Raw genomic sequence first — 25,346 nt, 5'->3', positions numbered from 1 at the left:
CCGCCCATCACCAGAAGCGAACAAATTCGCGCAACGCGTCGCCGAACGAGGCGAGCACGCCGTGCTTCCTCTCGACCGGCGCATCATGATGGCTGTCGCGCCACTGCTGCGGCTCCTCGAAGGTGCCAGCCCAGATGCCGGCCTTGGCCGCTCTCGCCACCGCTTCCTGGGTCTCGAAGTCGCCGAAGGCAACCGCCCATCCGGCCTGCACCTGGCTCCGGTTCAGGTCGGTGTCACCTGCCCTGCAGTCGCCGAGCAGGCGTCCGTAGCGGTCGTGCTGCCAGCCGCTGCAGGAAACAGGCCGGCCGGCGATCAGGCGTACCAGCGACTGCCGCGCCAGCTTGCCGCAGGGATAATCGGCGCCGGCCTTCTGGCAGGTCTGCTGATACTCTGGGGCGTCGATGCCGCGCATGCGGATGCGCTCGGTCCCGAGCGTGATCGAATCGCCGTCATTGACGATCGCCGTGCCTTGCTCCTTGCGTGTCTCGAAGCGGTCGAGGCGCGCCGCCACCAGGATAAGCAACCCGAGCAAGAGGAAGGCCAGCCCATAGTCCAGCAGCTTGCGCCAAAGGCTTCGCGGCGAGCTTGCCGCGTAGCGTCGGCGCGGTCCGCGCGGCCCGAAACGGCTCATATGGCAAACAGTCTCTTAATCATTCGAACGTAGCTTAACGAACTGACAGTCGCTGCGCGCAGAAATTGAAGTCTGTATGCCTTTGCAACGCTCGAACACAGCGGATAAATTTATTGTGGACCGCCGTAAACCGCACCGCAACAGCGATGTGGCGCGCGCGGTGCGCAAGACGCGCGACCGTCTCTCGCAGCAGGCGGGCAGCCTCGACTTCGACCGTGAACTGTTGAAACTGCATGCGCGCGCCATGGTGGTCGGCGCGGTTGCGATCCCGCTGCTCGTGCTCACCGTGGCGGCCGTTGGTCGGCTGGCGGGCCTGGATAGCCAAGTCGCCATCTGGGCCTTGTCGATGCTGCTTTGCTACGCGATCGTCGCTTTCATGGCGCGTCGCGTGGAGCGAACCGAGGCAGCCGAACTCGACCCGGCGCAGACGCGTCGCGACTTCCTGATCGGCCACTTCCTGTGCGGCCTTGGCTGGGCGTGGTTCGCCTGGATCGGCTGCGGCACCTGCCAGATCGACCAGTTCCATGTGGCCAAGGCCATGGTGCTGCTGGTCGCCATGGCGACGACGGCCGTGATGGCCTCCTCGCTTGGCGGCGCGTTGTTCGCGACCTTTGCAGTTCCCGTTGCCGTTTATGTCTACACCGTCCTGCGCCTGTGGACGCCGATCGAAGCCACGATGGCGGCGTTGCTTATCGCCGCACTTCCCTTCTTCGGCTACGTCGCGCGTCATCTCAACCGGGCGTCGTTGATGCTGCTCTCCTTTCGCTCGGAGAAGGACGCGCTGATCGCCGAGCTGGAGACGGCGAAATCGATGTCGGACGAGGCAAGGCGGCGCGCCGAGGACGCCAATCTGGCGAAATCGCGTTTTCTCGCCTCCATGAGCCACGAGCTCAGGACGCCGCTCAACGCCATCCTTGGCTTCTCCGAAGTGATGGCCAATGAAGTGCTGGGGCCGATGAACAATCCGACCTACCGCGACTATGCCCACGACGTGCACGAATCCGGACAGCACCTGCTCGACCTGATCAACGAGATCCTCGATTTGTCGCGCATCGAGGCCGGCCGCTACCAGCTCAACGAGGAGCCGGTGGTGCTGCTGACGATTGTCGAGGATTGCTGCCACATGATGGAGCTGCGCGCCCGCAACAAGGACATCCGCGTCATCCAGGAGTTCGAGGAGACCTTGCCGCGGCTCTTCGCCGATGAGCGCGCAGTCAGGCAGATCACGCTCAACCTCCTGTCCAATTCGATCAAGTTCACTCCGTCCGGCGGCGAAGTGCGCGTGCGCGTCGGCTGGACCGCCGGCGGCGGCCAGTACATCTCGGTCAAGGACAACGGCCCGGGCATACCGGAGGAGGAAATCCCGGTGGTGCTTTCCGCTTTCGGCCAGGGCTCCATCGCCATCAAGAGCGCCGAACAGGGAACCGGCCTCGGCCTGCCGATCGTGCAGGGACTGCTCGCCATGCATGGCGGCGAGTTCGAGCTGCATTCCAAGCTGCGTGAGGGCACCGAGGCTATCGCCATCTTCCCGTTGAGCCGGGTGATGGAAGAATTGCCGGCTTTGCCGACCAAGACCGTTGCGGCGCGGGCGCGCCGCTGAGGCAATCCCTGTCGGCTCTAAAGCCGGATGGCCATCGCCATGCCGGAACTGGTCAACGCCGCGGCCTTGACGATTCCGGCGGCGAGAGCGGCCCCTACCCCTTCGCCATGGCTGATGCCGAAATCGAGCAGCGGCCGCAGTCCGAGCCGTTCGGCCGCCTTGGCGTGGCCGGGCTCCGGCGACAAGCTGGCAAGCAGGCAGTGATCGAGCGCGCCAGGATTAGCCGCATAAAGGGCAGCGGCAGCCGCGGTCGCCGCGAACCCGTCGAGCAGGACAGGAATCTTCTCCATGCGCGCCGCCAGAATGGCGCCGCAGATCGCCGCGAACTCGCGCCCGCCGACCCTGCGCAAGGCCTCGAGCGGATCGCCCAGGCCGGAACCGTGGAATGTCAGCGCCCGATCGACGACCTCGGCCTTGCGCGCGGTCATCGCAGCGTCGGCGCCCGACCCCGGCCCGACCCAATCGGCCCCGTTGCCGCCGAACAGCGCGGCGCAAAGAGCGGCGGCGATCGTCGAATTGCCGACCCCGAGATCGCCCAGGCACAGAAGATCGGCGCCGCCCGCCACCGCCTCCATGCCGAAGGCCATGGTCGCGGCGCAGCCGCGTTCGTCGAGCGCGGCCTCCTCGGTGATGTCGCCCGTGGGGATATCCAAGGCGAGGTCGAAGACTTTCAGGCCGAGATCGTTGGCGACGCAGACCTGGTTGATCGCGGCCCCGCCGGCGGCGCAGAGCTCGACTTCATTTGCGGTCGCCGCCACTGGTCGTGGCGAAATTCCGTGCCTGACGGTGCCGTGATTGCCGGCGAAGATCGCCATCAGCGGCCGGTTGATCGCCGGCGGCGCGCGTCCGCTCCAGGCGGCAATCCAGGCCGCGATGTCCTCGATGCGCCCGAGCGATTCCTTCGGCTTGTCCGCTTTGGCGAACAGCGCGCGGACACGGGCCGCCGCCGCGTCATCGGCAGGCGGCAACGCCGCCAGGAGGCTTCGGAAATCGTCGAAAGGCGTTGCGGTCATTTATGTCGGTCGCGGTCCGTTGCGGAAATCGCAAGCGGCATAGCCGCCTTCTCCAGCCGGCACAACCGCCTGACGATGCCGCGAACGCGTTGCCTTGTGGCGTATGGCGGAGGGCTTGCATTGCTCCGGCGGTTGCACCATGTGGAATAAAGGCAAGAGAACAGCATGTCCGCCATCGAATCCCCCTGCATCCTGGTCTGTTCGATCGATATGAAAACCGGCTTCTGCTTCGGTTGCGGCCGCACGCGCGACGAGATTTCCGGCTGGCTGACGATGACCCCCGAAACGCGCCGAGAGGTGATGTCCGAACTGCCGGCACGGCTCGAAACGGTCGAGCGGCGGCCGCGCCGTGAAACCCGGCGTAGCCGCATGGCGCGCGAGCGCGGCCTTTTGTGAGAAGAAACCGATGAACCGGCTGTTCTGGATCGTCATGGCGGTGATCGGCGTCGGGATCGTGCTGCTGATGCTCAACAATTCGGCCGGCCACACCTTCGGCATGGCCAACAACGATTTCGGCCGGCTGATCTGGGTCGGCGTGCTGGTCATGGTCATCGGCGCGAGCCTGCTCCGCTCCGGCCGGCCGATGGGCGACATGGCGCGCAACCTCGGCGTCTGGGCCGCGTTCGTGCTCGTGCTGATCGCCGGCTACCAGTATCGCTACGAGCTGCAGGACGTCGCGAGCCGCGTGACCGCCGGCCTCGTCCCGGGCAGCCCGCTGGCGCTCGGCGTGGAGAACGGCCGCCCGACCGTCACGCTCGACAAAGCCGATAACGGCCATTTCGAAGCGCGCATCCTGATCAATGGCACGCCGGTGCGCGCCGTGGTCGACACCGGCGCGACCAGCACGGTGCTGACGTCCGAAGATGCGCAAGCCGCGGGATTCAACCCAGCGGCGCTCAGCTACAGCGTGGATGTCGCCACGGCCAACGGCATGGCGCGCGCGGCGACGGTCAGGACCGACGAGGTGGCGATCGGCGGCATCGTGCGCAAGGACATGTCGGTGATGGTTGCCGCGCCCGGCATGCTGGATCAAAGCCTGCTCGGCATGAACTTCATCGGCTCGTTGTCGGGTTTCGACGTGCGCGGCGACCGCATGATCCTGCGGGACTGAACAAAGGTCAGGCTGCCTCGGCTTCCGAGGTCGTGAAATCAACCACCGCAAATGCCGTCTTCAACACCTCCGCCCCGGCTCCCGGTTTGTTGGCGTCGGTGGAGAGGATTTGCCGGAAGCGGCGCGCGCCAGGCAAGCCGTGGAACAGTCCGACCATGTGGCGCGTAATGTGGCCGAGCCGCCCGCCCCGCTCGATATGGCGCGCGGCATAGCCGGCCATGGCGTCGATCAGCGCCGCATAGTCGAAGGCAGCAGGCGCCTCGCCATAGAAGGCGGCATCGACGCCGGCCAAGATCCCCGGCGTGTGATAGGCCGCGCGGCCGAGCATCGCGCCGTCGACATGATCGAGATGCGCCGCCGCCTCACCGAGCGATTGAATGCCGCCGTTGATGCCGATGAAATCGCTCGGCTTTCCGATCTTCAGTCGGTAGACGCGCGGATAGTCGAGCGGCGGGATGTCGCGGTTCTCCTTGGGGCTCAACCCCTCGAGCCAGGCCTTGCGGGCATGCACCCAGAGCGCGTCGGCGCCGGCTGCGAGCACGCCGTCGGCAAGCATATCGAGCGCAGGTTCCGGGTCTTGCTCGTCGACGCCGATCCGGCATTTGACCGTGACGGGGACTTTCACGGCGGCCCTCATCGCCGAGACACACTCGGCGACCAGAGCCGGCGCCTTCATCAGGCAGGCGCCAAAAGTGCCCGACTGGACGCGATCGGACGGGCAGCCGACATTGAGGTTGATCTCGTCATAGCCGAAGGCTTCGCCGATCCGGGCCGCTTCGGCGAGTTTTTGCGGATCCGACCCGCCAAGCTGCAGAGCCACCGGATGCTCAACGTCATCGAAGCCGAGCAGCCGCTCGCGAGCGCCATGGATGACGGCATCGGCCACAACCATCTCGGTGTAGAGCAGAGCCCGGCGCGTCAACTGGCGGTGGAAGAACCGGCAATGCCGATCCGTCCAGTCCATCATTGGTGCTATAGCGAGTGTCGTCTGCATGGGCCTATTTTCATTCCCGCGGCCGGCTCGCGGCCAAAACCGTTGCCCCGACCTATTGTATTTTCTTTTATTTTCAAGTGCTTCGAATAAGAAGGGACAAAAGTCTCAGTCAAACAGGGACTATTTCTGATTCACACTTTTTATTAAAAAGCAATAGTCCGATTTGAACTTTCCACAAATAAGCGTAAACTTTTTCTTGCTCAAGTCGTGAGCGGGAGGCGTACAGGCAGTCATGCCTGTCTGAGAGGGGCGGGGTTGAGTATGCCCTCATTGTCGATCCTTGGTGCCCGCCGTTGGTGGGCTGCCGATGCGCGCAGGACGCATCCGCCTAGAATTGCCTGACGGGGCAAGGAGCGGAGGGTTAGCGGCGGCCCCTCCCCAACACCCTCTACCCCCTGAGCCAAATTCACCACTCCAGTTTCTTTTAACGATGGTGCGCAGCGCCGGCTCTGGCCGGCGGATGCGCGCCCATGCGGCCGGTTGCCAGCGTTGGGGCTGAAATCGCGCCTGCCGCATTTGAACGGAGGCGATCTTGACAACCACCATCGACATCAATGGCACGCCGATCCTCGACCAGACGTCGGGGCTTCAGGACGACGACGCCGCAACCAGCGGCATCTCGTGGCCTCCGCGTGACTCCGAGCCGTGCGCACAGCCGCGGCTGCGGTGAACGATGTCTTTAACCGACCAATCACCCGGAAAGGACGAATATCATGGCTACCATTAACATTGTAGGCGATCTGGTACTCGACCAGTCCGCCGGCCTCAGCGACGACGACGTCGCTATTTCCGTCGATGGAAATGGCGTCATTAGCGGCGCTCTCGACGCCGCTTTTCTAACATACCTCAACGGTCTCAACCTGTCCGCCGCGCAGTTGGCTTTTGCCGACACCGCGGAGGCGGCGAGCCAGATCGGTCTCGTCAGCGTGACGCCGTCTGCCGGCGAAACTATCGTTGAGCTGGAGTTCTCGCCCCTGAACCACGCATCGTCCGGTCTGTTTACCCTCGACGGTGAGGAGATCTTCCTCACCACGGTGCAGAACGGCAGCGCGGTGGAAGCGAGAGATGCCGACGGCGATCTCGTCGCGGCCTTCTACATCATCCCCAACGCCGACAACACCTCCGGCACGGTCCAGGCGATCACTTTCGAAGCGATCGATCATCCGCTTAACCCGGACCCTGACGACAGGGTGGACTTCAGCGATATCCTGAAAGTCCGCGCTTTGTCCGAGGTGTCGACGCCCATCGGCGACGACATCAACGTCGACGATGACGGCCCGACAATCACGGCCAACGGTACAGAGCCGACGCTCACCACCGATGACACCGACATCACCGACAGCGACACCGCCAACTTCGCCGGTGCGTTCACCTCCGACCCCGGTACCGACGGTCTCGGAGCAGCCGGCATCACCTACGCTCTCGGTACACCGGGCGGCGCGTCGGGCCTGATCGCTACCCAGCTGAACGAGGGTATCAACCTGGTCGACAACAACGGCGTCATCGAAGGCCGCACGGCAACCACGGACACCTTGGCGTTCACGGTTGAAGTGAACGCCGCCGGCGACGTCACGCTCACTCAACTGCTTGCCGTCAGGCATGATCCCGACAGCGGACCGGACCAGTCGACCGGTCTGTCGGCCGCCAACCTCGTCACCTTGACGGCGACGATCGTCGACGGCGACGGCGACACGGCCTCGGATACCGCTGATATCGGCGACAACCTCATCTTCAAGGATGACGCGCCGAGCATCAGCGCGCCGCTCGACAACGTGATCGTGACCGTGGACGAGTCAACCCTGGCAAGCGACGACACCAAGAGCTTCGCAACCCAGTTCACCTCAGACGGTGGCAAGGACGGTTCAGCTGGTATCACCTACGCCCTGAGTGTGGTCGCGGGTGCGTCTGGTCTGTTCGACACGCTGAGCGGGCAGGCGGTCAACCTGTCGGTCAACGCCGGTGTCGTCGAGGGTAAGACCGCCGTCGGCGGCGACCTGGTGTTCACAGTGAGCGTGGACCCCTCCGGTCAAGTCACGCTGAATCAGATCCGGTCGGTCATCCACGACCCCAATCTCGGGCCGAACGACACCGAGATCCTGGCGACGGACGACCTGATCAAGCTGACGGCGACTATCACCGACAAGGACGGTGACACCGCCTCGGCCGTCCTCAACATCGGCCAGAACCTTGTCTTTACGGATGATGCACCGACGATCGTGAAACCATTCGATGCCGACCCCGCCACCCCAGGTATCCAAACTCCGGAAACCCTGCAAAACGTTATCGGCACGCCGGCTACCGGGGACTTCAAGTACAGCATCGGCGCGGACGGTCGCCTGGTTTATGACGCCACCCACTCCGACTTCGGCGATGCCAACCCCAACGTCGCGGGTGTCCAGCAGTTGGTGCTGACCGGTACGGTCGACAATGCGCAAAACCCGAACATAACCAATGTCCAGACGGCACTCGTTTCGGAGAGCGCGACAAGCGCGCAGTTCTCCTTCTCGTTCCATTACGACAAGGATCCGATCACCGCCGGCGTGCAGGACGCGAGGGCGGGTGGCACGTTGACCTTCGACAAGGTTGCGGGCACGTACTCCATCCAGTTGGATGACGTGATCGACGGGTTCAGCTTCTACGTCTTCCACTCTTCGGAGCTGTTGGCGAAAGCACCTCCCGGCAACGTCGGCCACCCCCAAATCGTGGTGACGGAGTTGGATCATGCCGATACCGGCCCGAACCCGGCCGATAGTGACGGGTTCTACGTGCAGTTCACGGCGAACTCGAACCCCAGCGGCAGCCCCTTCGGCTTTAACGCGACAGGTGACGGTTCGCCGATTGCAGGTGATACCACGTTCAACAATGGTCAGTTCGTCACCAGCAACTTCGAGGATTGGGTGTCCGCCACGCAGTCGACCAACGGCGTGGCCGGCGACACGATCCAGAAGGGCGAATTGCTCACGCTCCGCTTCTTCAACGAGAACATTCTGGGCGACGTGAATCCAGGTGCCCCCGGTGGTGGTACGGAGAAGATCGTGCCGACTGACAAGGTGGACGCTATCGCCATCAAGTTCGACGGCATCGGGAACGCCGAGAACCTCATCGTGGTTCTCGACCTGATCGACGACAAAGGCACGGCATCTACCGCCGACGACGTCCACACGACACGGTCGATCGTCGTGGATAACGCAGACTTCTTCAAGGGGAACACAGTGCCGTCCCCGTACAGCACGGAGTTCTCGCTCGACAACAACGACGGGCTCGTGATCATCGAGAAGGGCGATTACAACAACGCCGCTCTCGGCGAGAACTTCTCAATCCAGGGTATGCAGATCATGCAGTCCAGCAACGGGCTGACGGGATCTGGTATCAACCTGACGAAAGCGACCGACGACCCGAACACTGTCGCGGTGGAGGGCAACAGCCCGGTGGCCGGCCCGCTGCAAGCTTGGGGAGCCACGGATAACGACGTTCTCAAGATCACGGACATCGGCTTCATCCAGACGACTTCCGGACAGATCGGCGCCAACCTCGACTTCGCGGTCAACATCCAGGACGCCGACGGCGACACGACGGGTATCCAGCACCTGGCGGTTGACGTCATCGCCTGACGCCTGACCAAAGGGAGGCGACACACGCCGCCTCCCTTCTCCCCGTGGAGATAATCTCGCGCCCCGCGCGAAACCGGCTCAAACCAACGGCGTCAACCCGCATACAGGGCAGCTACGATCATGATGAAATCCCCGCGCCCCTCTGCCCTGCAGGCGGTGATGAAAGAAGCCAGGCGCGCCGTAAGACCGCTTGTCTGGTTCAGCGCCGGCATCAACATCCTGATGCTGACCGGCGCATTCTACATGCTCCAGGTCTATCACCGCGTATTGGGCAGCCACAGCCTGGAGACATTGGTGATGCTATCGCTGATGGCGGCGGCAGCGATCGCCACAATGGCAGGGCTGGAGGTGGTTCGCGCGCGTCTGCTGGCTAAGGTCGGGGCGTGGCTGAACGCGCGCCTGGCGCCGGTTCTCCTGACCGCATCGGTGGAATATGCCGCCGCGGCGCCGGGTCAGATCAACGCCCGTGCGCTGCGTGACCTCGACCAGGTGCGCAATTTCTTCACCAGCCCGAGCATCTACCCGATCCTCGACGCGCCCTGGGCACCGATCTTCCTGGGCGCCATCTTCCTCATGCACCCTTGGTTGGGCTGGTTGGCAACCTGCGGCGGGATCGTGCTGTTCGCGCTGGCGTTGCTGACCGAATACCTGACCCGAAAGCCAATAGCGGAAGCCGCAACCGCCCAGATGCGGGCTTACATGCAGGCCGAGCAGACGATCCGCAACGCCGAGGTCGTCCAGGCCATGGGCATGCTGAATCCCCTGCTCGAGAGCTGGAAGGCCCAGCAGGACGAGGCAAACAGAGGACAATCTCTAGCCAGCAACCGATCCAGCACTATCTCGGCCCTCGCGCGCGCATTCCGGCTGGCCCTGCAGATGGCCGTGCTCGGCCTCGGCGCGTATCTGGTGCTGAAAAACGAGGCGTCGCCCGGCATCATGATCGCCGCCTCGATCCTGATGGGTCGCGCATTGGCCCCGGTTGAACAGGCGATCGGTACGTGGAAGGCAACGATCGGGGCGCGGGCTGCTTACAGGCGTCTCGCTGCAATGGCCGGTCAACGGCCGGAGGCCACACCGGCGCTGCCGTTGCCGCGCCCAAAGGGCAAGTTTGAGGCCGACAACATTATGCTCGCCAGGCAGGGCGGCGAACCGATCCTGCGGGGAATCAGCTTCCGGCTGAAGCCCGGCGAAGCCATGGCATTGATCGGGCCGAGCGCGGCCGGCAAGACAAGCCTGGCGCGAGTGCTGGCAGGCGCTTGGCGCCCGACCGGCGGTCGCGCGTTGCTCGACGGCATGAGCGTCGTCGAATGGGCGGCCGAGGACCGGGGCCGACACGTCGGTTACCTGCCACAGGATATCGAACTCTTCGCCGGCACCGTTTCCGAAAACATCTGCCGCTTCGCGCCACTCAACCCGGCGGTCTTCAACAACGTGGTCAAGGCTGCGCAATTGGCAGGCGTCCACGAGCTGATCAAGGGGTTGCCGAAGGGCTATGCCACCGAGATCGGTGAAGGTGGCGCGGCACTATCCGGCGGGCAACGCCAGCGCATCGGGCTGGCGCGGGCGCTGTACGGCGACCCAGCCTTCCTTATCCTGGACGAACCTAATTCCAATCTCGACCACGAGGGCGAGCAGGCACTGGCTACGGTCATCGGCGGGCTCAAGGCCGCAGGCACGACGCTGATCTTGATCTCGCACCGGCCAAGCATTTTGGAGAAGGTCGACAAGGTGCTGGTGCTTAACCATGGCGCACAGGACCTGTTCGGGCCGCGCGACGCCGTGTTCAACGAACTTGCCGCGCGCGTGCGGCAGGTGAGTCAGATGCCGGCCACAGCCGCGAACCAAACCGCAGCGCCGAACCAAACCATAGCGGCGAACCAGGACAGCGTCCCTGCTCCGGCACGCCGATACGCAACCCGAAAATTGCGGCCGAGCCTCAATCTTGTGCCCGAGCAGCAGGAACTGCCGCCAAAGCAGGCAAGCGTTCGAGGGAGTGGCGCAGACGCGGCGCAAGCCAGAAAACGAGAACAGATATGAACATCGTGCCGTTACCCCTCCCGCCACCCTCCCGACTGGAACCGGTACCCCTTCGTATCGCGGGCGTAACGTGCACCGGGTTCGCGATCATGTTCCTGTTCTTCGGCGTGGCGGGGGGCTGGGCGTCGCTGGCACCATTGGACAGCGCCGCGGTGGCACCGGGCGTCGTCAAGGTCGCCGGCGACCGCAAGCTCATCCAGCACCTCGAAGGCGGCATCATCGCGGAGTTGAACGCCGCCAACGGCGATATGGTCAAGGCTGGCAAGGTCCTCGTCCGGCTCGACGACACCCAGGCAAAGTCGCAGCTTGATCTCATCCAGAACCGGATAGCCACGCGCGAAGCGCTGGCCGCGCGTCTCAGGGCCGAGCGCGACGACAAAGCCGAGATCGAATTCGATCCGGCATTGCTCGCAAACCCGGCCACCGCCGCAAAGGACGCGGTGGCTGCGCAGCGTGACGTGTTCGCGGCCAAGCACCACAATTTGAAGGATGAGCGGGAAATTCTCGGTCAGCGCCGCCACCAGACCGAGGAGGAGACAACCGGACTGCAGGAGCTCACCGCCACGCAGGATAAGCAGATCGAGGCGATCGAAGGCGAGACCAAGGACCTTCAGGGTCTGCTCGACAAAGGGCTGACCACCCGCGAGCGGTACCTGTCGCTCAAACGGCAGCAGCGCGAGATCGAGGGACAGCGCGCTACCAACGTCGCGGCGATCGCTCGCGCCAGAAGCGCGATGGCCGAGATCGACATGCAGATCCTGAACCTCAGCACGGTGCGGCTGAACGAAGCCGTCGACGAGTTGAGCAAGGTCGAGGCGGAGCTGTTCGACCTCGGACAGGAAGCGCGTTCCGCCAAGGACGTGCTTGCTCGTACGGATATCGTGGCACCGGTTGACGGCATCGTCATGGACCTGAAGGTCCACACGGCAGGCGGTGTCGTGAAACCCGGCGAGACATTGATGACCGTCGTGCCGCTCGGACAGCAACTTGTGATCGAAGCCCTCGTCAAACCGGAGGATGTCGAAACGATCGCCCCCGGACAGCCCGCGCGGGTCAGCTTTCCAGCCTTCGCCCGCTACAACCTGCCGCCGCTCGAGGGCGTCGTAGGGGTAGTGTCCGCGGACCGTATGGTCGATGAGCACAGCGGCGCGCCGTATTTCGCTGCGACCGTGTTGATCGACAAGGGCGAGCTCACCAAGCTCGATGGCCGCAAGCTTCTGCCCGGCATGTCGAGCGAGGCGATGATCCGGACAGGCGCTCGAACCGTACTTTCCTACCTCGCCGAGCCGATCACGCAGAACTTCCGCCGGGCTATGCGGGAGAAATAGCCCTAATGCATGTCGCGCAAAAGTGCACTCCAGTTTTGCGACAACGACATGCATCAAGCAACGACCTAAAGCGCGTCGCGTGAATCCGTTTCGACGCGACGCGCTTTAGGCACGGATGTCAACAAAGACAAACACTTACAGGCGCCGGCCATAGGCCAACGCCTCATCATCGCATCTGTCAGCGCAGTCGCAGGGGCGTGACGGCGCTACCGCCTCAGGGCGTGGACATTGTCCATCGACGCGCCGCCCAGCGGCAGCGCCATGTCGTCGTCGAGCAGCCGGGTAATGCGGGCAAAGCCGACAAAGGCTTTGCGCGCTTCCTCGGCCGACATCTTGCCCGACACAGCCGCCGCGCAGCAATTCAGGGCGCATTGATAAACCGGGCCGCGTCTGCCCGTTGGCCACTTCCGCAGGAACACCATCGCCTCGGAGACGCTATCGACTTCCTCCACAGGGTATCCCTGCCCGCGCGCAATTCGCACTGGGGTAAAGAAATGCAAGCGATCCATGATTATCCTCCCGGTCGGCCGCAGAACAGCCGAACTTCATTAAACGCACGTCTTATGGATCGGTTCCAAACAAATTTGGTTGCTGTCGGAAAAATTCGGAACCGGCCGGCCTGTGCGAAACACACCGGCGACTCAAGCTCGGTTCAGGCCTGGAGCCGTCGAATAACGGCGATTCTCATTGAATATCTTTAAGGCGAAAGCCGGCAAATGGGTTGCTTGCCGGTCCCCCGGCGTCAGGCTTAACCTCTGCGGTCAAACGCGTGAGGGCGCGTTTTGCAACAAGGGGAAAACTTGCAATGACCATTCAAGGCGCATCGCCTGACCTCTACAACGAGGATCTGGCTCCGGCAACGGTCAGGAACTGGGGACCGTTTTCGATCTTCAACGTCTGGACCTCGGACGTCCACAGCCTCTGGGGCTACTACCTGGCGGCCAGCCTGTTTCTGTTCTGCGGCGGCTTCGTCAACTTCGTCATCGCCATCGGCATCGGCTCGCTGATCATCTACGCGCTGATGAACATGGTCGGCTATGCCGGCGTGAAGACCGGCGTGCCCTACCCCGTGCTTGCCCGCGCCTCCTTCGGCATCTGGGGCGCCAACGTCCCGGCTCTGGTGCGCGCGATCGTCGCCTGCTTCTGGTACGGCGCCCAGACGGCCGCGGCGTCGGGCGCAATCGTGGCGCTGCTGACGCGCCTGCAATGGTTCGACGAGTTCAACAAGAGCTCGCATCTTCTGGGACATTCGACCTTGGAGGTGATCTGCTTCGTCATCATCTGGGCGCTGCAGTTGCTGATCATCCAGAAGGGCATGGAAACCGTCCGCCGTTTCCAGGACTGGGCCGGCCCGGCGGTGTGGATCATGATGCTGATCCTGGCCATCTATCTTTGCGTCAAGTCGGGCACTTTCGCCTTCACCAGCGACATCCCGATGGATGTGCTGCTGGACAAGACCAAGGACGCCGGCGTTCCGGGCGAGCCCGGTTCCTGGACCGCGCTGTTCGCGGTGGCGGCGATCTGGGTGACCTATTTCTCGGCGCTCTACCTCAACTTCTGCGACTTCGCCCGCTATGCGCCGGACAAGGCGGCGCTGCGCAAGGGCAACATCTGGGGCCTGCCGGTCAACCTCATCCTGTTCTCGCTGGTGGCCGGCGTCACCACGATCGCCGCTTATGACGTCTACCATGAGGTGCTGCTCCATCCCGACCAGATCTCGGCCAAGTTCGACAGCTGGTTCCTGGCCGCACTCGCCGCGCTGACCTTCGCGGTGGCGACGCTGGGCATCAACGTCGTGGCGAATTTCGTCTCGCCGGCGTTCGACTTCTCCAACGTCTTCCCGCGCCAGATCGACTTCAAGAAGGGCGGCTACATCGCGGCGCTGATCGCTCTGGTGCTCTATCCCTTCGCGCCATGGGAAGGCAGTGCCGCTTCCTTCGTCAACGTCATCGGCGCGACGATGGGACCGATCTTCGGCGTGATGATGGTCGACTACTATCTGATCCGCAAAAGCGAAGTCGACGTCGAGGCGCTCTATCGCGAGGACGGCGAGTTCCGTTTCCAGGGCGGCTGGCATGTCAACGCCTTCATCGCCGCCGGCATCGGCGCCATCTTCTCCTCGATCCTGCCCAACTTCACCAACTGGCTGCCGTCCTGGTGGGGCGTCTATGGCTGGTTCTTCGGCGTGGCGATCGCGGGCGCCGTCTACTACGTGCTGCGCACCATGGCGCTCGGAGCAGGTGCGAAGGTGGCAAAGGCGTAAAAATGGGGGAGTAAGGGAGTAGGTCAGTAAGGGAGTAGGGAGACAGTGCCCCCTATTCCCCTAACCATCTCCGCCAAGCGCCGCACGGTGTTCCAGTTGCGGGAAGTGCCGATGCCCATGCGCTTGTGATTGGAAGCGGCGAGCAGCCGTGAACTCGGCCGCTCGCGCGAAAAGACGACCCAGATGTCACCGTCGACCGACGCCACCTTCTCATCGTCGGCGGCATAGGCCTGGAGCGCTGCGACGCCATCGGCGGGCGCAGGCTTCCGCATCACCCGCACCGCCACCTGATCGCCAGTTTCGGCCGACTCGGCCGGGAATGGATTGCCGGTGGCAAGCTTGAGCCAGTCTTCGGCGCGACGAACGATGATGACGACATGACGGCCGAAGGTTTTTTCGAAGGCCGTTTCGAGCCGCTGTTCCAGTTTGGCGACATCCATCGCCCGCGCTTCAAAGACCAGATTGCCGGTCGCCACCAGTGTGCGCGGGTTCTTCAGCCCGAGGCCTTCGGCCATCGCCTTGAGGTCGGACATGACGACCCGGCGACCTTCGCCGAGGATGATGCTGTAGAGCAGCGCGACATAGGTTTGCATCAGCTGCTAAACCCGCAGGCAGCTAGACGAGCCGCGACTGATCCACCGCCGCCGAGATGAAGCTCGCGAACAGCGGATGCGGGTCGAGCGGGCGGCTCTTCAGCTCGGGGTGATACTGCACGCCGATAAACCACGGGTGGTCGGGATATTCGACCGTCTCAGGCAGCACGCCGTCGGGCGACATGCCGGCAAACACCAGGCCGCAATCCTCGAGCCGCTGCTTGTAGTCGACGTTGACTTCGTAGCGGTGCCGATGGCGCTCGGAAATCTGCGTGTCGCCGTAGATATCCGCTATTTTCGAGCCCTTGGCGAGTTCTGCCTGATAAGCGCCAAGCCGCATCGTGCCGCCGAGATCGCCTGTGACCCTGCGCTTCTCAAGCATATTGCCCTTCAGCCACTCGGTCATGAGGCCGACGACCGGCTCGTCGGTCGGACCGAACTCGGTCGACGATGCATGGTCGACGCCCGCCAGCGAGCGGGCCGCCTCGATGCAGGCCATCTGCATGCCGAAGCAGATGCCGAAGTAAGGCACCTTGCGTTCGCGCGCGAACTTTGCCGCCAGGATCTTGCCTTCCGAACCGCGCTCGCCGAAGCCGCCGGGAACAAGGATGCCGTGCACCTTCTCCAACCACGGCGCCGGATCTTCCTTCTCGAAGATCTCGCTTTCGATCCAGTCGAGCTTGACCTTGACGCGATTGGCGAGGCCGCCATGCGACAGCGCCTCGATCAGCGATTTATAGGCGTCCTTGAGGCCGGTGTATTTGCCGACGACGGCGATCGTCACCTCGCCTTCCGGATTGTGGATGTGGTTGGAAAGCTTTTGCCACGGCTCCATGCGCGGCTTCGGCGCCGGGTCGATGCCGAAGGCCGCCAGCACTTCCGAATCGAGGCCTTCCTGGTGATAGGCCAAAGGCACGTCGTAGATATGCGGCACGTCCAGCGCCTGGATGACGGCGCTTTCGCGCACGTTGCAGAACAGTGAAAGTTTCCGGCGCTCCTCCTTCGGGATCGGCCGGTCGGCGCGCACCAGAAGGATGTCCGGCGCGATGCCGATGCCGCGCAGTTCCTTGACCGAATGCTGCGTCGGCTTGGTCTTCAATTCGCCGGCCGTCGGGATGTAGGGCATCAGCGTCAGATGCACATAGACCGCATTGTTGCGCGGCAGGTCGTTGCCGAGCTGGCGAATCGCTTCCAGGAACGGCATCGCCTCGATGTCGCCGACCGTGCCGCCGATCTCGCACAGCACGAAGTCGTAGTCGTCATTGCCATCCAGCACGAAATGCTTGATCTCGTCGGTGACGTGCGGGATCACCTGCACGGTGGCGCCGAGATAATCGCCGCGCCGCTCGCGCTCGATGATGTTCTTGTAGATGCGGCCGGTGGTGATGTTGTCCTGCTGGTTCGCCGAGCGCCCGGTGAAGCGCTCGTAGTGGCCGAGATCGAGGTCGGTCTCGGCGCCGTCATCGGTCACGAACACTTCGCCGTGCTGGTACGGCGACATCGTCCCGGGGTCGACATTGAGATAAGGATCGAGCTTTTTGATCCGCGCGCGATAGCCTCGCGCCTGCAGAAGAGCCCCAAGAGCTGCTGCGGCAATGCCTTTTCCGAGTGAGGAAACCACACCGCCTGTGATGAATACATATCGCGCCATGGGAGTCATCGCTTAACGCGGCCTGATTGATTCCGCCAGAGAAAAAACCGCCGCGAAGGCTTTTTCCCTAATGGCGCGGGTGCTCGCAAAGAGTCTTTCCCGAAGCATGTCGCCCAAAAGCATGGAACGGTTTAGGGGGAACGACATGCTTCAAGGCGAAGATTCAAAACAAAAGGGCCGGCGTCGCCGGCCCTTTTGGCAGTTTGATGGAGATCGTTAGATGATAACGACCTTGGTGCCGATCCTGACGCGGCTGTAGAGGTCCATGACGTGCTCGTTGATCATGCGGAAGCAGCCGTTCGAGGCGCTGGTTCCGATCGACTGGGGAGCAATCGTGCCATGGATGCGCAGATGCGTGTCCTTCTTGCCGTCATAGAGGTAGATGGCGCGCGCGCCGAGCGGGTTTTGGCCGCCGCCGTTCATGCCGTCCTTGTACTGGCCGTAATGCTTCGGCTCGCGCTTCTGCATGTCGAGCGTCGGGATCCAGCGCGGCCATTCCTGCTTGTCGCCGACAGCCACGGTGCCCTTGAACTGCAGGCCTTCGCGACCGACCGCGATGGCATAGCGCCGCGCCGTCGAAAAGCTCTCGACCAGGTAAAGGCGACGAGCAGTGGTATCGATGACGATCGTGCCCGGCTCATAACCTGAGAACGCAACGTCCTGCGGCACGAATTCCGGCTTCACCTTGAAGGGTCGCTTGGCGTCCTTCTGGGCCAGCGCCGAATCGAGCGCGCGGGTCTCGGGCAGGTAGCTGATCGAAGTCGATCGTACGCCGCCGCCGAAGAGGCCGTCGAACAGACCGCCGCTGCTCGCCTGTTTCTGGCCGGGCTGCTCACTGCGCAGTTCACCGTTGTTGCCGGTGGCGGCGATGTTCATGGCCTCAGCAGGGATAGGCTCTTCGGCCTTGACCGGGACGATCGGCGCGATCGGCTCCAGCGGCGCGATGATCTTGGTGGTCTTCTTGGCCGGCTTGGCGTCGGCGACTTCAGCCGGCGCGGCCGTACCCTTCTTGGCGAGCCATTCTTGGCGCGCCGCGTCGGCCTTGGCCTTGGCGGCCTCGCGCATTGCCATCTTGCGAGCCTCGAGCGCCTTATCCTTTGCCGCCTGCTTGTCGGCGGCGATCTTGGCCTCGAGCTTGCCGATCTGCGCGAGATCGTCGGAGGTCGGATTTTTCTTCTTCTTGAGAAGCTTCAACTGCGATGCGTCGCTCTTGGCGGCGACAGGAATTGCGTCGGTCTTCTCTACCGACGGTGAAGAGACCATGTTTGCCGGTCCGGCGATGGCCGCGGAACCCATGCCGAGGACGGCACAGACTCCCAAAATGATGAAGCTGCGAAGCTGCATGGCGAAGATCCGATCGTTCAAATGCAAGTTGCCCACGGCGTCGCCCGGCGCCCCCCAAGGGCGCCGAAAAGTGCCGCGCGCAATCTATAATCGATTAGCCGTCATCGCCTCAAGCTGAGGCAGGCGCTACGCCCGGTTGAATCTTCGTGATCGGGCGCGCATTTGCCGCGACTGTGTTCAAAGAACAACAGATCGCGGCTGCGAGCTAGCCCGGCTACTGGTTCGGAACCTGAGGGGTGACCGGCAAGGTGACGCCGTTGGCCGCCGGCGCGGTGGTCGGATTCGCGGGCGCCGGAGCAGGCGTTGTGGCCGGAGCCGGCGCGGTGGTGCCATTGGCAAGCGGCGTGGTGGTCGTCGCGCCGCCAGCCGGAGCCGCGGGCTGCGAGCCGCCCACCGGTCCATTGGAACCCGGCAACTGGTTGAGCACGCCCTTACCCTGGCTCGACGTCGCCGGACGGTCGAGGATGTCGATCGGCTTTTCGCCGTAGCGGGCAATGATCGACAGCGCCAGCGACGTCACGAAGAAGGCCGCCGCCAGGATCGCGGTGGCGCGGGTCAGCGCGTTGGCGGCGCCCCGCGCGGTCATGAAACCGGAACCGCCGCCGATGCCCAGGCCGCCGCCTTCGGAGCGCTGCAGCAGCACCACGCCGACAAGGGCAAGCACGACCATGAGGTGGACGACGATCAGTACGGTTTCCATAATTTATCCTGGCGAGGCCTTGCGCGACCGCGCATACGACCGATGATTTGGAGGCGGCTCCTTACAATGCTTTGGCGGCATTTCCAAGCCCGTGGCCGGGAATATGGGAAGCAATGCGGCCATTACAACGATTTATGCTGCATCAGCCTAAACCATGTTCATGTAAGCTTCCGCGATAGCCAGGAAGTCGGCCGCCTTCAGGCTGGCGCCGCCGACCAGCGCGCCGTCGACATTCTCGACGCCGAGCAGTTCCACCGCGTTGGAAGGCTTTACCGAGCCGCCATAAAGAATGCGCATCCTGGCCGCGGCATCGCCGAGCAGCGCCGTCAGCTTGCCCCGGATATGCGCATGCGCCTCGGCGACATCGGCGGCGGTCGGCGTCAGGCCGGTGCCGATGGCCCAGACCGGCTCGTAGGCAATGATGGTGTTGGCGGAGGTGGCGCTCGCCGGCACGGAACCGTCAAGCTGGCGCGACAGGACATCGAGCGTGGCGCCCGCCTCCCGCTCGGCGCGCGTCTCGCCGATGCAGATGATGGCCACCAGTCCTGCTCGCCAGGCCGCCGATGCCTTGGCATGGACCATTGCATCGTCGTCGCCGAACAGCTCGCGGCGCTCGGAATGTCCGACGATGACGTGGCTCGCGCCGGCATCCTTGAGCATCTCGGCCGAAATCTCGCCCGTGAAGGCGCCGCTCTCCTTGGGATGGCAATCCTCTCCACCGGCCCGCACCGGCGTGCGCGACAGGATCTCGGCGGCGCGCTGGAGCAATGTCGCCGGCACGCATACCAGCGCTTCGGTCTCCGCGTCGAGCCCGCTCATGAACCCGTTGCCGATCGACCGCAGCTCGTTGAGCGAGGCGCTGGTGCCGTTCATTTTCCAGTTGCCGGCGACAAGCGGGCGGATTCCAGGGGTCATGGGGCGCGTTCTCCGAGCGACATTAAGCAGCGCCCTCACTACCAAAATCAGGTCACAAAGCAATCGACAGTGGACCGGAAGGGCGCTATTGCGCTTGTTTCAGACTCGGCGCATGCGAAAATGCGCAAAAATCGGAAGTATGCATGCTTGGTATATTGAGAAGCGCGGCGGGCACCTGGGTCGCGAAGGCGTTGCTGTCCTTGCTGGTGGTGAGTTTCCTCGCCTGGGGCGCGACCACGCGCATGGTGGGTGGCGTATTGGGCGGTCATCACGCGGTGATCACCGCCGGCGGCACAGAGGTCTCGATCAACGAGTACCGCCTCGCATATGACCGCCAGCTCAGCCTTCTGTCGCAGCAATATGGCCAGCGCGTCACCCATGAACAGGCCAAGCTGCTCGGCGTCGACAACCAGGTGCTGGCGCAGCTCGTTTCGGGCGCCGTGCTCGACGAACAGGCGCGCAAGCTCGGGCTCGGCCTCTCCAAGGATCGGCTGGCCGAACTGACGCGCGAGGATCCGGCTTTCAAAGGCCCCGGCGGCCAGTTCGATCGCCGTACCTTCGAGTATCTCCTGCGCGAGCTTGGCATGCGGCCTGAGGACTACCTCAGGAACCGCTCGCAGGTGGCCGTGCGCCAACAGATCGTCGAGGCGATCTCCGACGGCCTCAAGGTTCCGCAGACCTTCCTGAAGGCGGTCTCTCTCTATCGCGGCGAGGATCGCACGATCGACTATGTCGTGCTGCCGAAGACGCTGGTGCAGCCGATCGAGGCGCCGTCGGACAGCGCCCTCAACGCCTATTTCGACGCCGACAAGAAGAACTACGCCGCGCCGGAATACCGCAAGTTCTCCTATGTCCGGCTGGAGCCGCAGGACATAGCCGATCCATCCGCGGTGACCGACCAGCAGGTCAGCGAGGACTACAACAAGAATGTCGCGCGCTACACGACGCCCGAGATGCGCACCATCGAGCAGCTGGTGTTCAAAACGACGGATGCCGCCAAGGCCGCTTTGGATTCGCTGAAGGCTGGCGCTACCTTCGACAAGCTCGTCACCGCTGAAGGCAAGACGCAGGCCGACACGGTGCTCGGCACGCTGGCCAAGGACAAGATCGCCGACAAGGCGGTGGCCGATGCCGCCTTCTCGCTCAATGCCAACGAGGTGAGCCAGGTCGTCCAGGGCGCCTTCGGTCCCGTGCTCTTGCGCGTCACCGAGATCAAGCCGCAAGTGGTGAAGCCGCTCTCGGAAGTGTCCGCCCAGATCCGCAAGGACCTGGCGCTCGGCGAAGCGAGCCGCATCCTGCTCGATGTGCATGACAGCTACGAGGACACCCGCGCCTCGGGCGCCTCGCTTGCCCAGGCCGCCTCCAAGCTGAAGCTCAAGGCCGTCACCATCGATGCCATCGACCGTACCGGCCAGCGGCCGGACGGCACGATCGTCAACGACCTGCCGGAATCGGCCGAGCTGATCAAATCGGTGTTCGCGGCGGAGCCCAATACCGAGAACGAGGGCCTGACGACTGCCGACAACGGTTTCGTCTTCTACGAAGTGCAGTCGGTCACGCCGGCGCGCGACCGCACGCTGGATGAAGTCCGCAAGAAGGTCGCGGCCGACTGGACGGAGGCCGAGACCGACAAGCGGCTCGACGTCAAGGCTCAGGAACTGGAGAAGCGCCTCAAGGCAGGCACCGCGCTCGACGTCATCGCCGGCGAGCTCAAGCTCGACAAGCAGACCAAGCGCGGCCTGAAGCGCGAAGCCGACGATGCCGATTTCGGCAAGGAAGGCGCCGCGGCCATGTTCGGCGTCGGCGAAGGCGGTACCGGTTTGATCCCCTCGCCCACCGGCGACGGCCAGATCCTGTTCAAGGTCGCCGAGGTCTTCGAGCCGGCAGGCGCCGATGGCAGCGCGGTGCCGGACGACGCGCAGAAATCCTTCGGCGCCGGCATGTCCGACGATCTGCTCGACCAGCTGGTGGCGCAGTTGCAGTCGCAATATGGCGTTCGCATCGATCCGAACGCGGTTTCGCAAGCACAGACACGATGAGCGCTCTCAAGACACACATAGCCAAGGTCGCCACAGGCACCGCGCTTTCCTTCGAGGAAGCGCGCGAGGCGTTCGACATCATCATGTCGGGCGACGCGACGCCCGGCCAGATCGGCGGCTTCCTGATGGCGCTGCGCGTGCGCGGCGAGACGGTGGGCGAGATTTCCGGCGCGGTCGCCACGATGCGCGCCAAGATGCTGCGCGTCGAGGCGCCGCACGGCGCCATCGACATCGTCGGCACCGGCGGCGACAATTCGCATTCGGTCAACATCTCGACCGCTTCGGCCTTCGTCATCGCCGCGGCCGGCGTGCCGGTCGCTAAGCATGGCAATCGCGGCCTGTCCTCGCTGACCGGCTCCGCCGACGTGCTGACCGCGCTGGGCGTCAGAATAGACATCCCGCCGGAGATGATCGGCCGCTGCATCCATGAGACCGGCGTCGGCTTCATGTTCGCGCCGGCGCATCATCCGGCGATGAAGCATGTCGGGCCGACCCGCGTCGAGCTCGGCACGCGCACCATCTTCAACCTGCTCGGGCCTTTGTCGAACCCCGCCGGCGTCAGCCGCCAGATGGTCGGCGTCTTCCTGCCGGAGTGGATCATGCCGGTGGCCGAGACGCTCAAGGCGCTGGGCGCCGATCACGCCTGGGTCGTTCATGGCGACGGCTACGACGAGATCACCACGACGGGCGAGACCCAGGTGGCCGAACTCGCCGGCGGCGAGATTCGCAGCTTCACCCTGACGCCGGAAGCCGTCGGCTTGAAGCGGCACACCAAGGAAGAGCTGCGCGGCGGCGACGCGGCCTACAACGCCAAGGAACTGCGCGATATGCTTGGCGGAGCCGCCGGCGCCTATCGCGATACGGTGCTGATGAATGCCGGCGCCGGGCTGGTTGTGGCCGGCAAGGTGACGACGCTGGCCGACGGCATCGCGGCGGCGGCGCAAGCGATCGACAGCGGCCGCGCGCTTGGCGTGCTCGACAAGCTCGTCGAGATTTCGAACGGATAAGGCCTTGTCGGACATCCTGCGCAAAATCGAAGCCTACAAGCGCGACGAGATCGCGGCAGCCAAGCTCGCCATGCCGCTCGCCGAGATCAAGGCGAAGGCCAGGGACGCCGAGCCGCCGCGCGGCTTCCTTGCGGCGCTCGAGGCCAAGCGCCGGGGCGGCAGCTTCGCGTTGATCGCCGAGATAAAGAAGGCCAGCCCCTCCAAGGGCCTGATCCGCGCCGATTTCGACCCGCCAGCCTTGGCCAAGGCCTATCAGAAAGGTGGCGCGGCCTGCCTTTCGGTGCTGACCGACGCGCCATCCTTCCAGGGCGCGCCGGAATTTCTCACCAAAGCGCGCAAGGCGGTGTCCCTGCCCGCATTGCGTAAGGATTTCCTATTCGACCCTTACCAGGTCTACGAAGCACGAGCCTGGGGCGCAGACGCCATCCTGATCATCATGGCAAGCGTGGACGATGTTCTGGCGAGCGAATTGGAAGCTATCGCCTTCGAACTCGGGATGGACGCGCTGATCGAGGTGCATGACGAGGCCGAAACGGAGCGCGCGCTAAAACTGTCGTCGCAACTGATCGGTATCAACAACCGCAATCTGCGGACCTTCGAGACCAGCCTTGAGACTTCCGAGCGGCTGGCGAAAATGGTGCCGGGCGGCTACCTGCTGGTCAGCGAGAGCGGCATCTTCACCCACGACGACTGCCTCAGGATGCAGAAGGCCGACATCAGCACCTTCCTGGTCGGCGAGAGCCTGATGCGACAGGCGAACGTGGCCGCGGCGACCGAGCTTCTGCTGACAGGCAAGGCAGCGGCCGAGGCCATCTGAGATGGCCCTCACCCATCTTGGCGCCAAGGGCGAAGCCAATATGGTCGATGTCGGCGACAAGGCCGAGACGACCCGCACGGCGATCGCCGAAGGTTTTGTCTCGATGCGGCTGGAAACGCTGGAGATGATTCTCGCCGGCGATGCCAAGAAGGGCGATGTGCTGGGCACAGCCCGCATCGCCGGCATCATGGCCGCGAAGAAGACGCATGAGCTGATCCCGCTCTGCCATCCGCTGCTTCTGACAAAAGTTGCCGTCGAGATCGAGCCGGACCGCACGCTGCCTGGCCTCAGGGTCACCGCGCTTGCCTGCGTCACCGGCAAGACCGGCGTGGAGATGGAGGCGCTGACCGCGGCGTCGGTCGCCTGCCTCACCATCTACGACATGGCCAAGGCGGCGGACCGCGGCATGGTGGTTTCCGGCATCCGGCTGGTCGAGAAGACCGGCGGCAAGTCCGGCGACTACAAGGTGGATGCCTGATGGCCTTGGTTCCGGTCGCCGAAGCGCTCGAACGCCTGCTCGACGGCGCAGCACCTTTGCCCGGCGAAAGCATTCCGCTCGCCGAAGCAGCCGGCCGCGTGCTGGCCGAGCCGGTGGTGGCGCTGCGCACGCAGCCGCCCTTCAACGCGTCCGCGATGGACGGCTATGCCGCGCGCTTCTCCGATGTCGCTTCGGCGCCCGCGCAACTCGAGGTCATAGGCATGTCGCCCGCCGGGCGCGGTTTCTCAGGAACCGTCGGGAAAGGCCAGGCCGTGCGCATCTTTACCGGCGCGCCGCTGCCTGAAGGCGCCGACACCGTTGTCATCCAGGAAAACGTCCGCGACCTTGGCAACAGCCAGATCGAAGTGACGGAGCCGACCGCCGAAGGACGCAATGTCCGTCGCCGCGGGCTCGACTTCGGCCAGGGCGACGTGCTGCTCGAAAAAGGCCGCGCGCTCGACGCGGCGGCCCTTTCGCTGGCGGCGTCGGCCAACCACCCCGCCTTGAACGTCGTGCGGCGGCCACTGGTTGCGATTATCGCCACCGGCGACGAATTGCTGCCGCCGGGCAGCGCGCTTGGCCCCGACCAGATCATTTCGTCCAACGCCTATGGTGTCGCTGCCGCCGCCCAGTCGGTCGGTGCGCGCGCGCTCGATCTCGGCATCGCCGCCGACCGCCAGGAGGCAATCGCCGCGCTGGTCAGGAAAGCGGTCGAGGCGAGCGCCGACGTCATCGTCACGCTCGGCGGCGCCTCGGTCGGCGACCACGACCTGATCCATGACGTGCTGACCGGCGAAGGCATGAAGCTCGACTTTTGGAAGATCGCCATGCGCCCCGGCAAACCGCTGATGTTTGGCAGGCTTGGCAATGTCCGTTGCATCGGCCTGCCCGGCAATCCGGTGGCAAGCATCGTCTGCTCGCAACTCTTCCTGAAGCCGCTGCTCGCCAGGCTCGGCGGCCGCGATCACCGGCAGGACGTGCGAACGGCCAGACTGGGCGCCGCGATGCAGGCCAACGACCTCAGGCAGGACTACGTGCGCGCCGCTGTGCGCGAGGACGCCGGCACCCTGGTCGCGACGCCTTTCGGCATCCAGGACTCCTCGATGCTGCGCATGCTTGCCGACGCCAACGGCCTGATCGTGCGCCAGCCCTTCGCGCCCGCCGCGCAGGTCGGCGCCGAGTGCAGCGTGCTGATGCTGCGCTAAAGTCGATCA

The 25,346-nt window shown here is 64.2% G+C and carries 22 protein-coding genes; 13 read left to right on the top strand and 9 right to left on the bottom strand.

Going from position 1 to position 25,346, the window contains the following annotated elements; all coding sequences use genetic code 11:
- Nucleotides 1-7: 7 nt before the first annotated feature.
- Nucleotides 8-631, bottom strand: coding sequence for a thermonuclease family protein (locus FJ956_RS06405; RefSeq protein WP_140672904.1), 624 nt, complete (start codon nucleotides 629-631; stop codon nucleotides 8-10).
- Between the two features lie 76 nt (nucleotides 632-707).
- Between FJ956_RS06405 and FJ956_RS06400 the strand changes: the two genes are divergently transcribed.
- The gene (locus FJ956_RS06400; RefSeq protein WP_140672903.1) at nucleotides 708-2,231 is read left to right on the top strand and encodes a HAMP domain-containing sensor histidine kinase; all 1,524 of its coding nucleotides are present in this window, start codon (nucleotides 708-710) and stop codon (nucleotides 2,229-2,231) included.
- Between the two features lie 17 nt (nucleotides 2,232-2,248).
- On the opposite strand, the gene FJ956_RS06395 is transcribed toward FJ956_RS06400, so the two are convergent.
- Entirely contained in the window at nucleotides 2,249-3,244 is a 996-nt protein-coding gene (locus FJ956_RS06395; protein WP_140672902.1) for a nicotinate-nucleotide--dimethylbenzimidazole phosphoribosyltransferase, read from the bottom strand.
- A 165-nt stretch (nucleotides 3,245-3,409) separates the two neighbouring features.
- On the opposite strand from FJ956_RS06395, the gene FJ956_RS06390 reads away from it, so the two are divergent.
- Both FJ956_RS06390 and FJ956_RS06385 read left to right on the top strand, forming a co-directional pair.
- On the top strand, nucleotides 3,410-3,640 hold the full coding sequence (locus FJ956_RS06390) for a DUF1289 domain-containing protein (protein ID WP_140672901.1): 231 nt from the start codon (nucleotides 3,410-3,412) through the stop codon (nucleotides 3,638-3,640).
- Between the two features lie 10 nt (nucleotides 3,641-3,650).
- Nucleotides 3,651-4,355: a TIGR02281 family clan AA aspartic protease gene (locus FJ956_RS06385; RefSeq protein WP_140672900.1), complete on the top strand. Its 705-nt coding sequence runs from the start codon at nucleotides 3,651-3,653 to the stop codon at nucleotides 4,353-4,355.
- Nucleotides 4,356-4,362: 7 nt separating this feature from the next.
- Here the strand turns inward: FJ956_RS06385 and dusA are convergent, their stop codons facing one another.
- Entirely contained in the window at nucleotides 4,363-5,349 is a 987-nt protein-coding gene (gene dusA, locus FJ956_RS06380) for a tRNA dihydrouridine(20/20a) synthase DusA (protein WP_140672899.1), read from the bottom strand.
- 532 nt (nucleotides 5,350-5,881) lie between these two features.
- On the opposite strand from dusA, the gene FJ956_RS30445 reads away from it, so the two are divergent.
- The 4 genes from FJ956_RS30445 to FJ956_RS06365 all read left to right on the top strand — a co-directional run bounded on the left by FJ956_RS30445 (nucleotide 5,882) and on the right by FJ956_RS06365 (nucleotide 12,325).
- On the top strand, nucleotides 5,882-6,019 hold the full coding sequence (locus FJ956_RS30445; protein WP_181170074.1) for a hypothetical protein: 138 nt from the start codon (nucleotides 5,882-5,884) through the stop codon (nucleotides 6,017-6,019).
- 43 nt (nucleotides 6,020-6,062) lie between these two features.
- Nucleotides 6,063-8,960 carry a DUF5801 repeats-in-toxin domain-containing protein gene (locus FJ956_RS06375; protein WP_140672898.1) on the top strand — a complete coding sequence of 966 codons (2,898 nt, stop codon included), beginning with the start codon at nucleotides 6,063-6,065 and terminating at the stop codon, nucleotides 8,958-8,960.
- 120 nt (nucleotides 8,961-9,080) lie between these two features.
- Nucleotides 9,081-10,997 (top strand): type I secretion system permease/ATPase, encoded by a 1,917-nt coding sequence (locus tag FJ956_RS06370; protein WP_246671965.1) that lies wholly within the window; start codon nucleotides 9,081-9,083, stop codon nucleotides 10,995-10,997.
- Nucleotides 10,994-12,325: an HlyD family type I secretion periplasmic adaptor subunit gene (locus FJ956_RS06365; RefSeq protein ID WP_140672897.1), complete on the top strand. Its 1,332-nt coding sequence runs from the start codon at nucleotides 10,994-10,996 to the stop codon at nucleotides 12,323-12,325. The genes FJ956_RS06370 and FJ956_RS06365 overlap by 4 nt, the downstream gene beginning before the upstream one ends.
- Before the next feature lie 206 nt (nucleotides 12,326-12,531).
- On the opposite strand, the gene FJ956_RS06360 is transcribed toward FJ956_RS06365, so the two are convergent.
- Nucleotides 12,532-12,834 (bottom strand): DUF982 domain-containing protein, encoded by a 303-nt coding sequence (locus tag FJ956_RS06360; RefSeq protein WP_140672896.1) that lies wholly within the window; start codon nucleotides 12,832-12,834, stop codon nucleotides 12,532-12,534.
- A 296-nt stretch (nucleotides 12,835-13,130) separates the two neighbouring features.
- Between FJ956_RS06360 and FJ956_RS06355 the strand changes: the two genes are divergently transcribed.
- Complete coding sequence (locus FJ956_RS06355; RefSeq protein ID WP_140672895.1) at nucleotides 13,131-14,588, top strand: NCS1 family nucleobase:cation symporter-1; 1,458 nt, start codon at nucleotides 13,131-13,133, stop codon at nucleotides 14,586-14,588.
- Between the two features lie 23 nt (nucleotides 14,589-14,611).
- Here FJ956_RS06355 and FJ956_RS06350 read toward each other — a convergent pair whose 3' ends face one another.
- From FJ956_RS06350 to tpiA, 5 genes are all read right to left on the bottom strand, one after another.
- Nucleotides 14,612-15,181, bottom strand: coding sequence for a DUF1697 domain-containing protein (locus tag FJ956_RS06350; protein ID WP_140781952.1), 570 nt, complete (start codon nucleotides 15,179-15,181; stop codon nucleotides 14,612-14,614).
- 22 nt (nucleotides 15,182-15,203) lie between these two features.
- A complete protein-coding gene (locus FJ956_RS06345) occupies nucleotides 15,204-16,841 on the bottom strand; it encodes a CTP synthase (RefSeq protein WP_140672893.1) in 1,638 nt (545 codons plus the stop codon).
- A 207-nt stretch (nucleotides 16,842-17,048) separates the two neighbouring features.
- The gene (locus FJ956_RS06340) at nucleotides 17,049-18,176 is read right to left on the bottom strand and encodes a L,D-transpeptidase (RefSeq protein WP_140672892.1); all 1,128 of its coding nucleotides are present in this window, start codon (nucleotides 18,174-18,176) and stop codon (nucleotides 17,049-17,051) included.
- 214 nt (nucleotides 18,177-18,390) lie between these two features.
- Nucleotides 18,391-18,876: a preprotein translocase subunit SecG gene (gene secG / locus FJ956_RS06335; protein WP_140672891.1), complete on the bottom strand. Its 486-nt coding sequence runs from the start codon at nucleotides 18,874-18,876 to the stop codon at nucleotides 18,391-18,393.
- Nucleotides 18,877-19,023: 147 nt separating this feature from the next.
- On the bottom strand, nucleotides 19,024-19,791 hold the full coding sequence (tpiA, locus tag FJ956_RS06330) for a triose-phosphate isomerase (protein ID WP_140672890.1): 768 nt from the start codon (nucleotides 19,789-19,791) through the stop codon (nucleotides 19,024-19,026).
- 143 nt (nucleotides 19,792-19,934) lie between these two features.
- Between tpiA and FJ956_RS06325 the strand changes: the two genes are divergently transcribed.
- Genes FJ956_RS06325 through glp form a run of 5 tightly spaced genes read left to right on the top strand, consistent with a single transcriptional unit; the run spans nucleotide 19,935 to nucleotide 25,337 of the window.
- Nucleotides 19,935-21,830: a peptidylprolyl isomerase gene (locus FJ956_RS06325; RefSeq protein WP_140672889.1), complete on the top strand. Its 1,896-nt coding sequence runs from the start codon at nucleotides 19,935-19,937 to the stop codon at nucleotides 21,828-21,830.
- A complete protein-coding gene (gene trpD / locus FJ956_RS06320; protein ID WP_140672888.1) occupies nucleotides 21,827-22,837 on the top strand; it encodes an anthranilate phosphoribosyltransferase in 1,011 nt (336 codons plus the stop codon). The genes FJ956_RS06325 and trpD overlap by 4 nt, the downstream gene beginning before the upstream one ends.
- A gap of 4 nt (nucleotides 22,838-22,841) precedes the next feature.
- Entirely contained in the window at nucleotides 22,842-23,654 is an 813-nt protein-coding gene (gene trpC / locus FJ956_RS06315; protein WP_140672887.1) for an indole-3-glycerol phosphate synthase TrpC, read from the top strand.
- A gap of 1 nt (nucleotide 23,655) precedes the next feature.
- Complete coding sequence (gene moaC, locus FJ956_RS06310; RefSeq protein WP_140672886.1) at nucleotides 23,656-24,132, top strand: cyclic pyranopterin monophosphate synthase MoaC; 477 nt, start codon at nucleotides 23,656-23,658, stop codon at nucleotides 24,130-24,132.
- Entirely contained in the window at nucleotides 24,132-25,337 is a 1,206-nt protein-coding gene (gene glp / locus FJ956_RS06305; protein WP_140672885.1) for a gephyrin-like molybdotransferase Glp, read from the top strand. Before moaC ends, glp begins: the two co-directional genes overlap by 1 nt.
- The last annotated feature ends 9 nt before the right edge of the window (nucleotides 25,338-25,346 follow it).

The organism is Mesorhizobium sp. B2-4-3, from assembly GCF_006442815.1.
Classification (GTDB): Bacteria; Pseudomonadota; Alphaproteobacteria; order Rhizobiales; family Rhizobiaceae; genus Mesorhizobium.
This window is presented reverse-complemented; position numbering and strand designations above follow the sequence as displayed.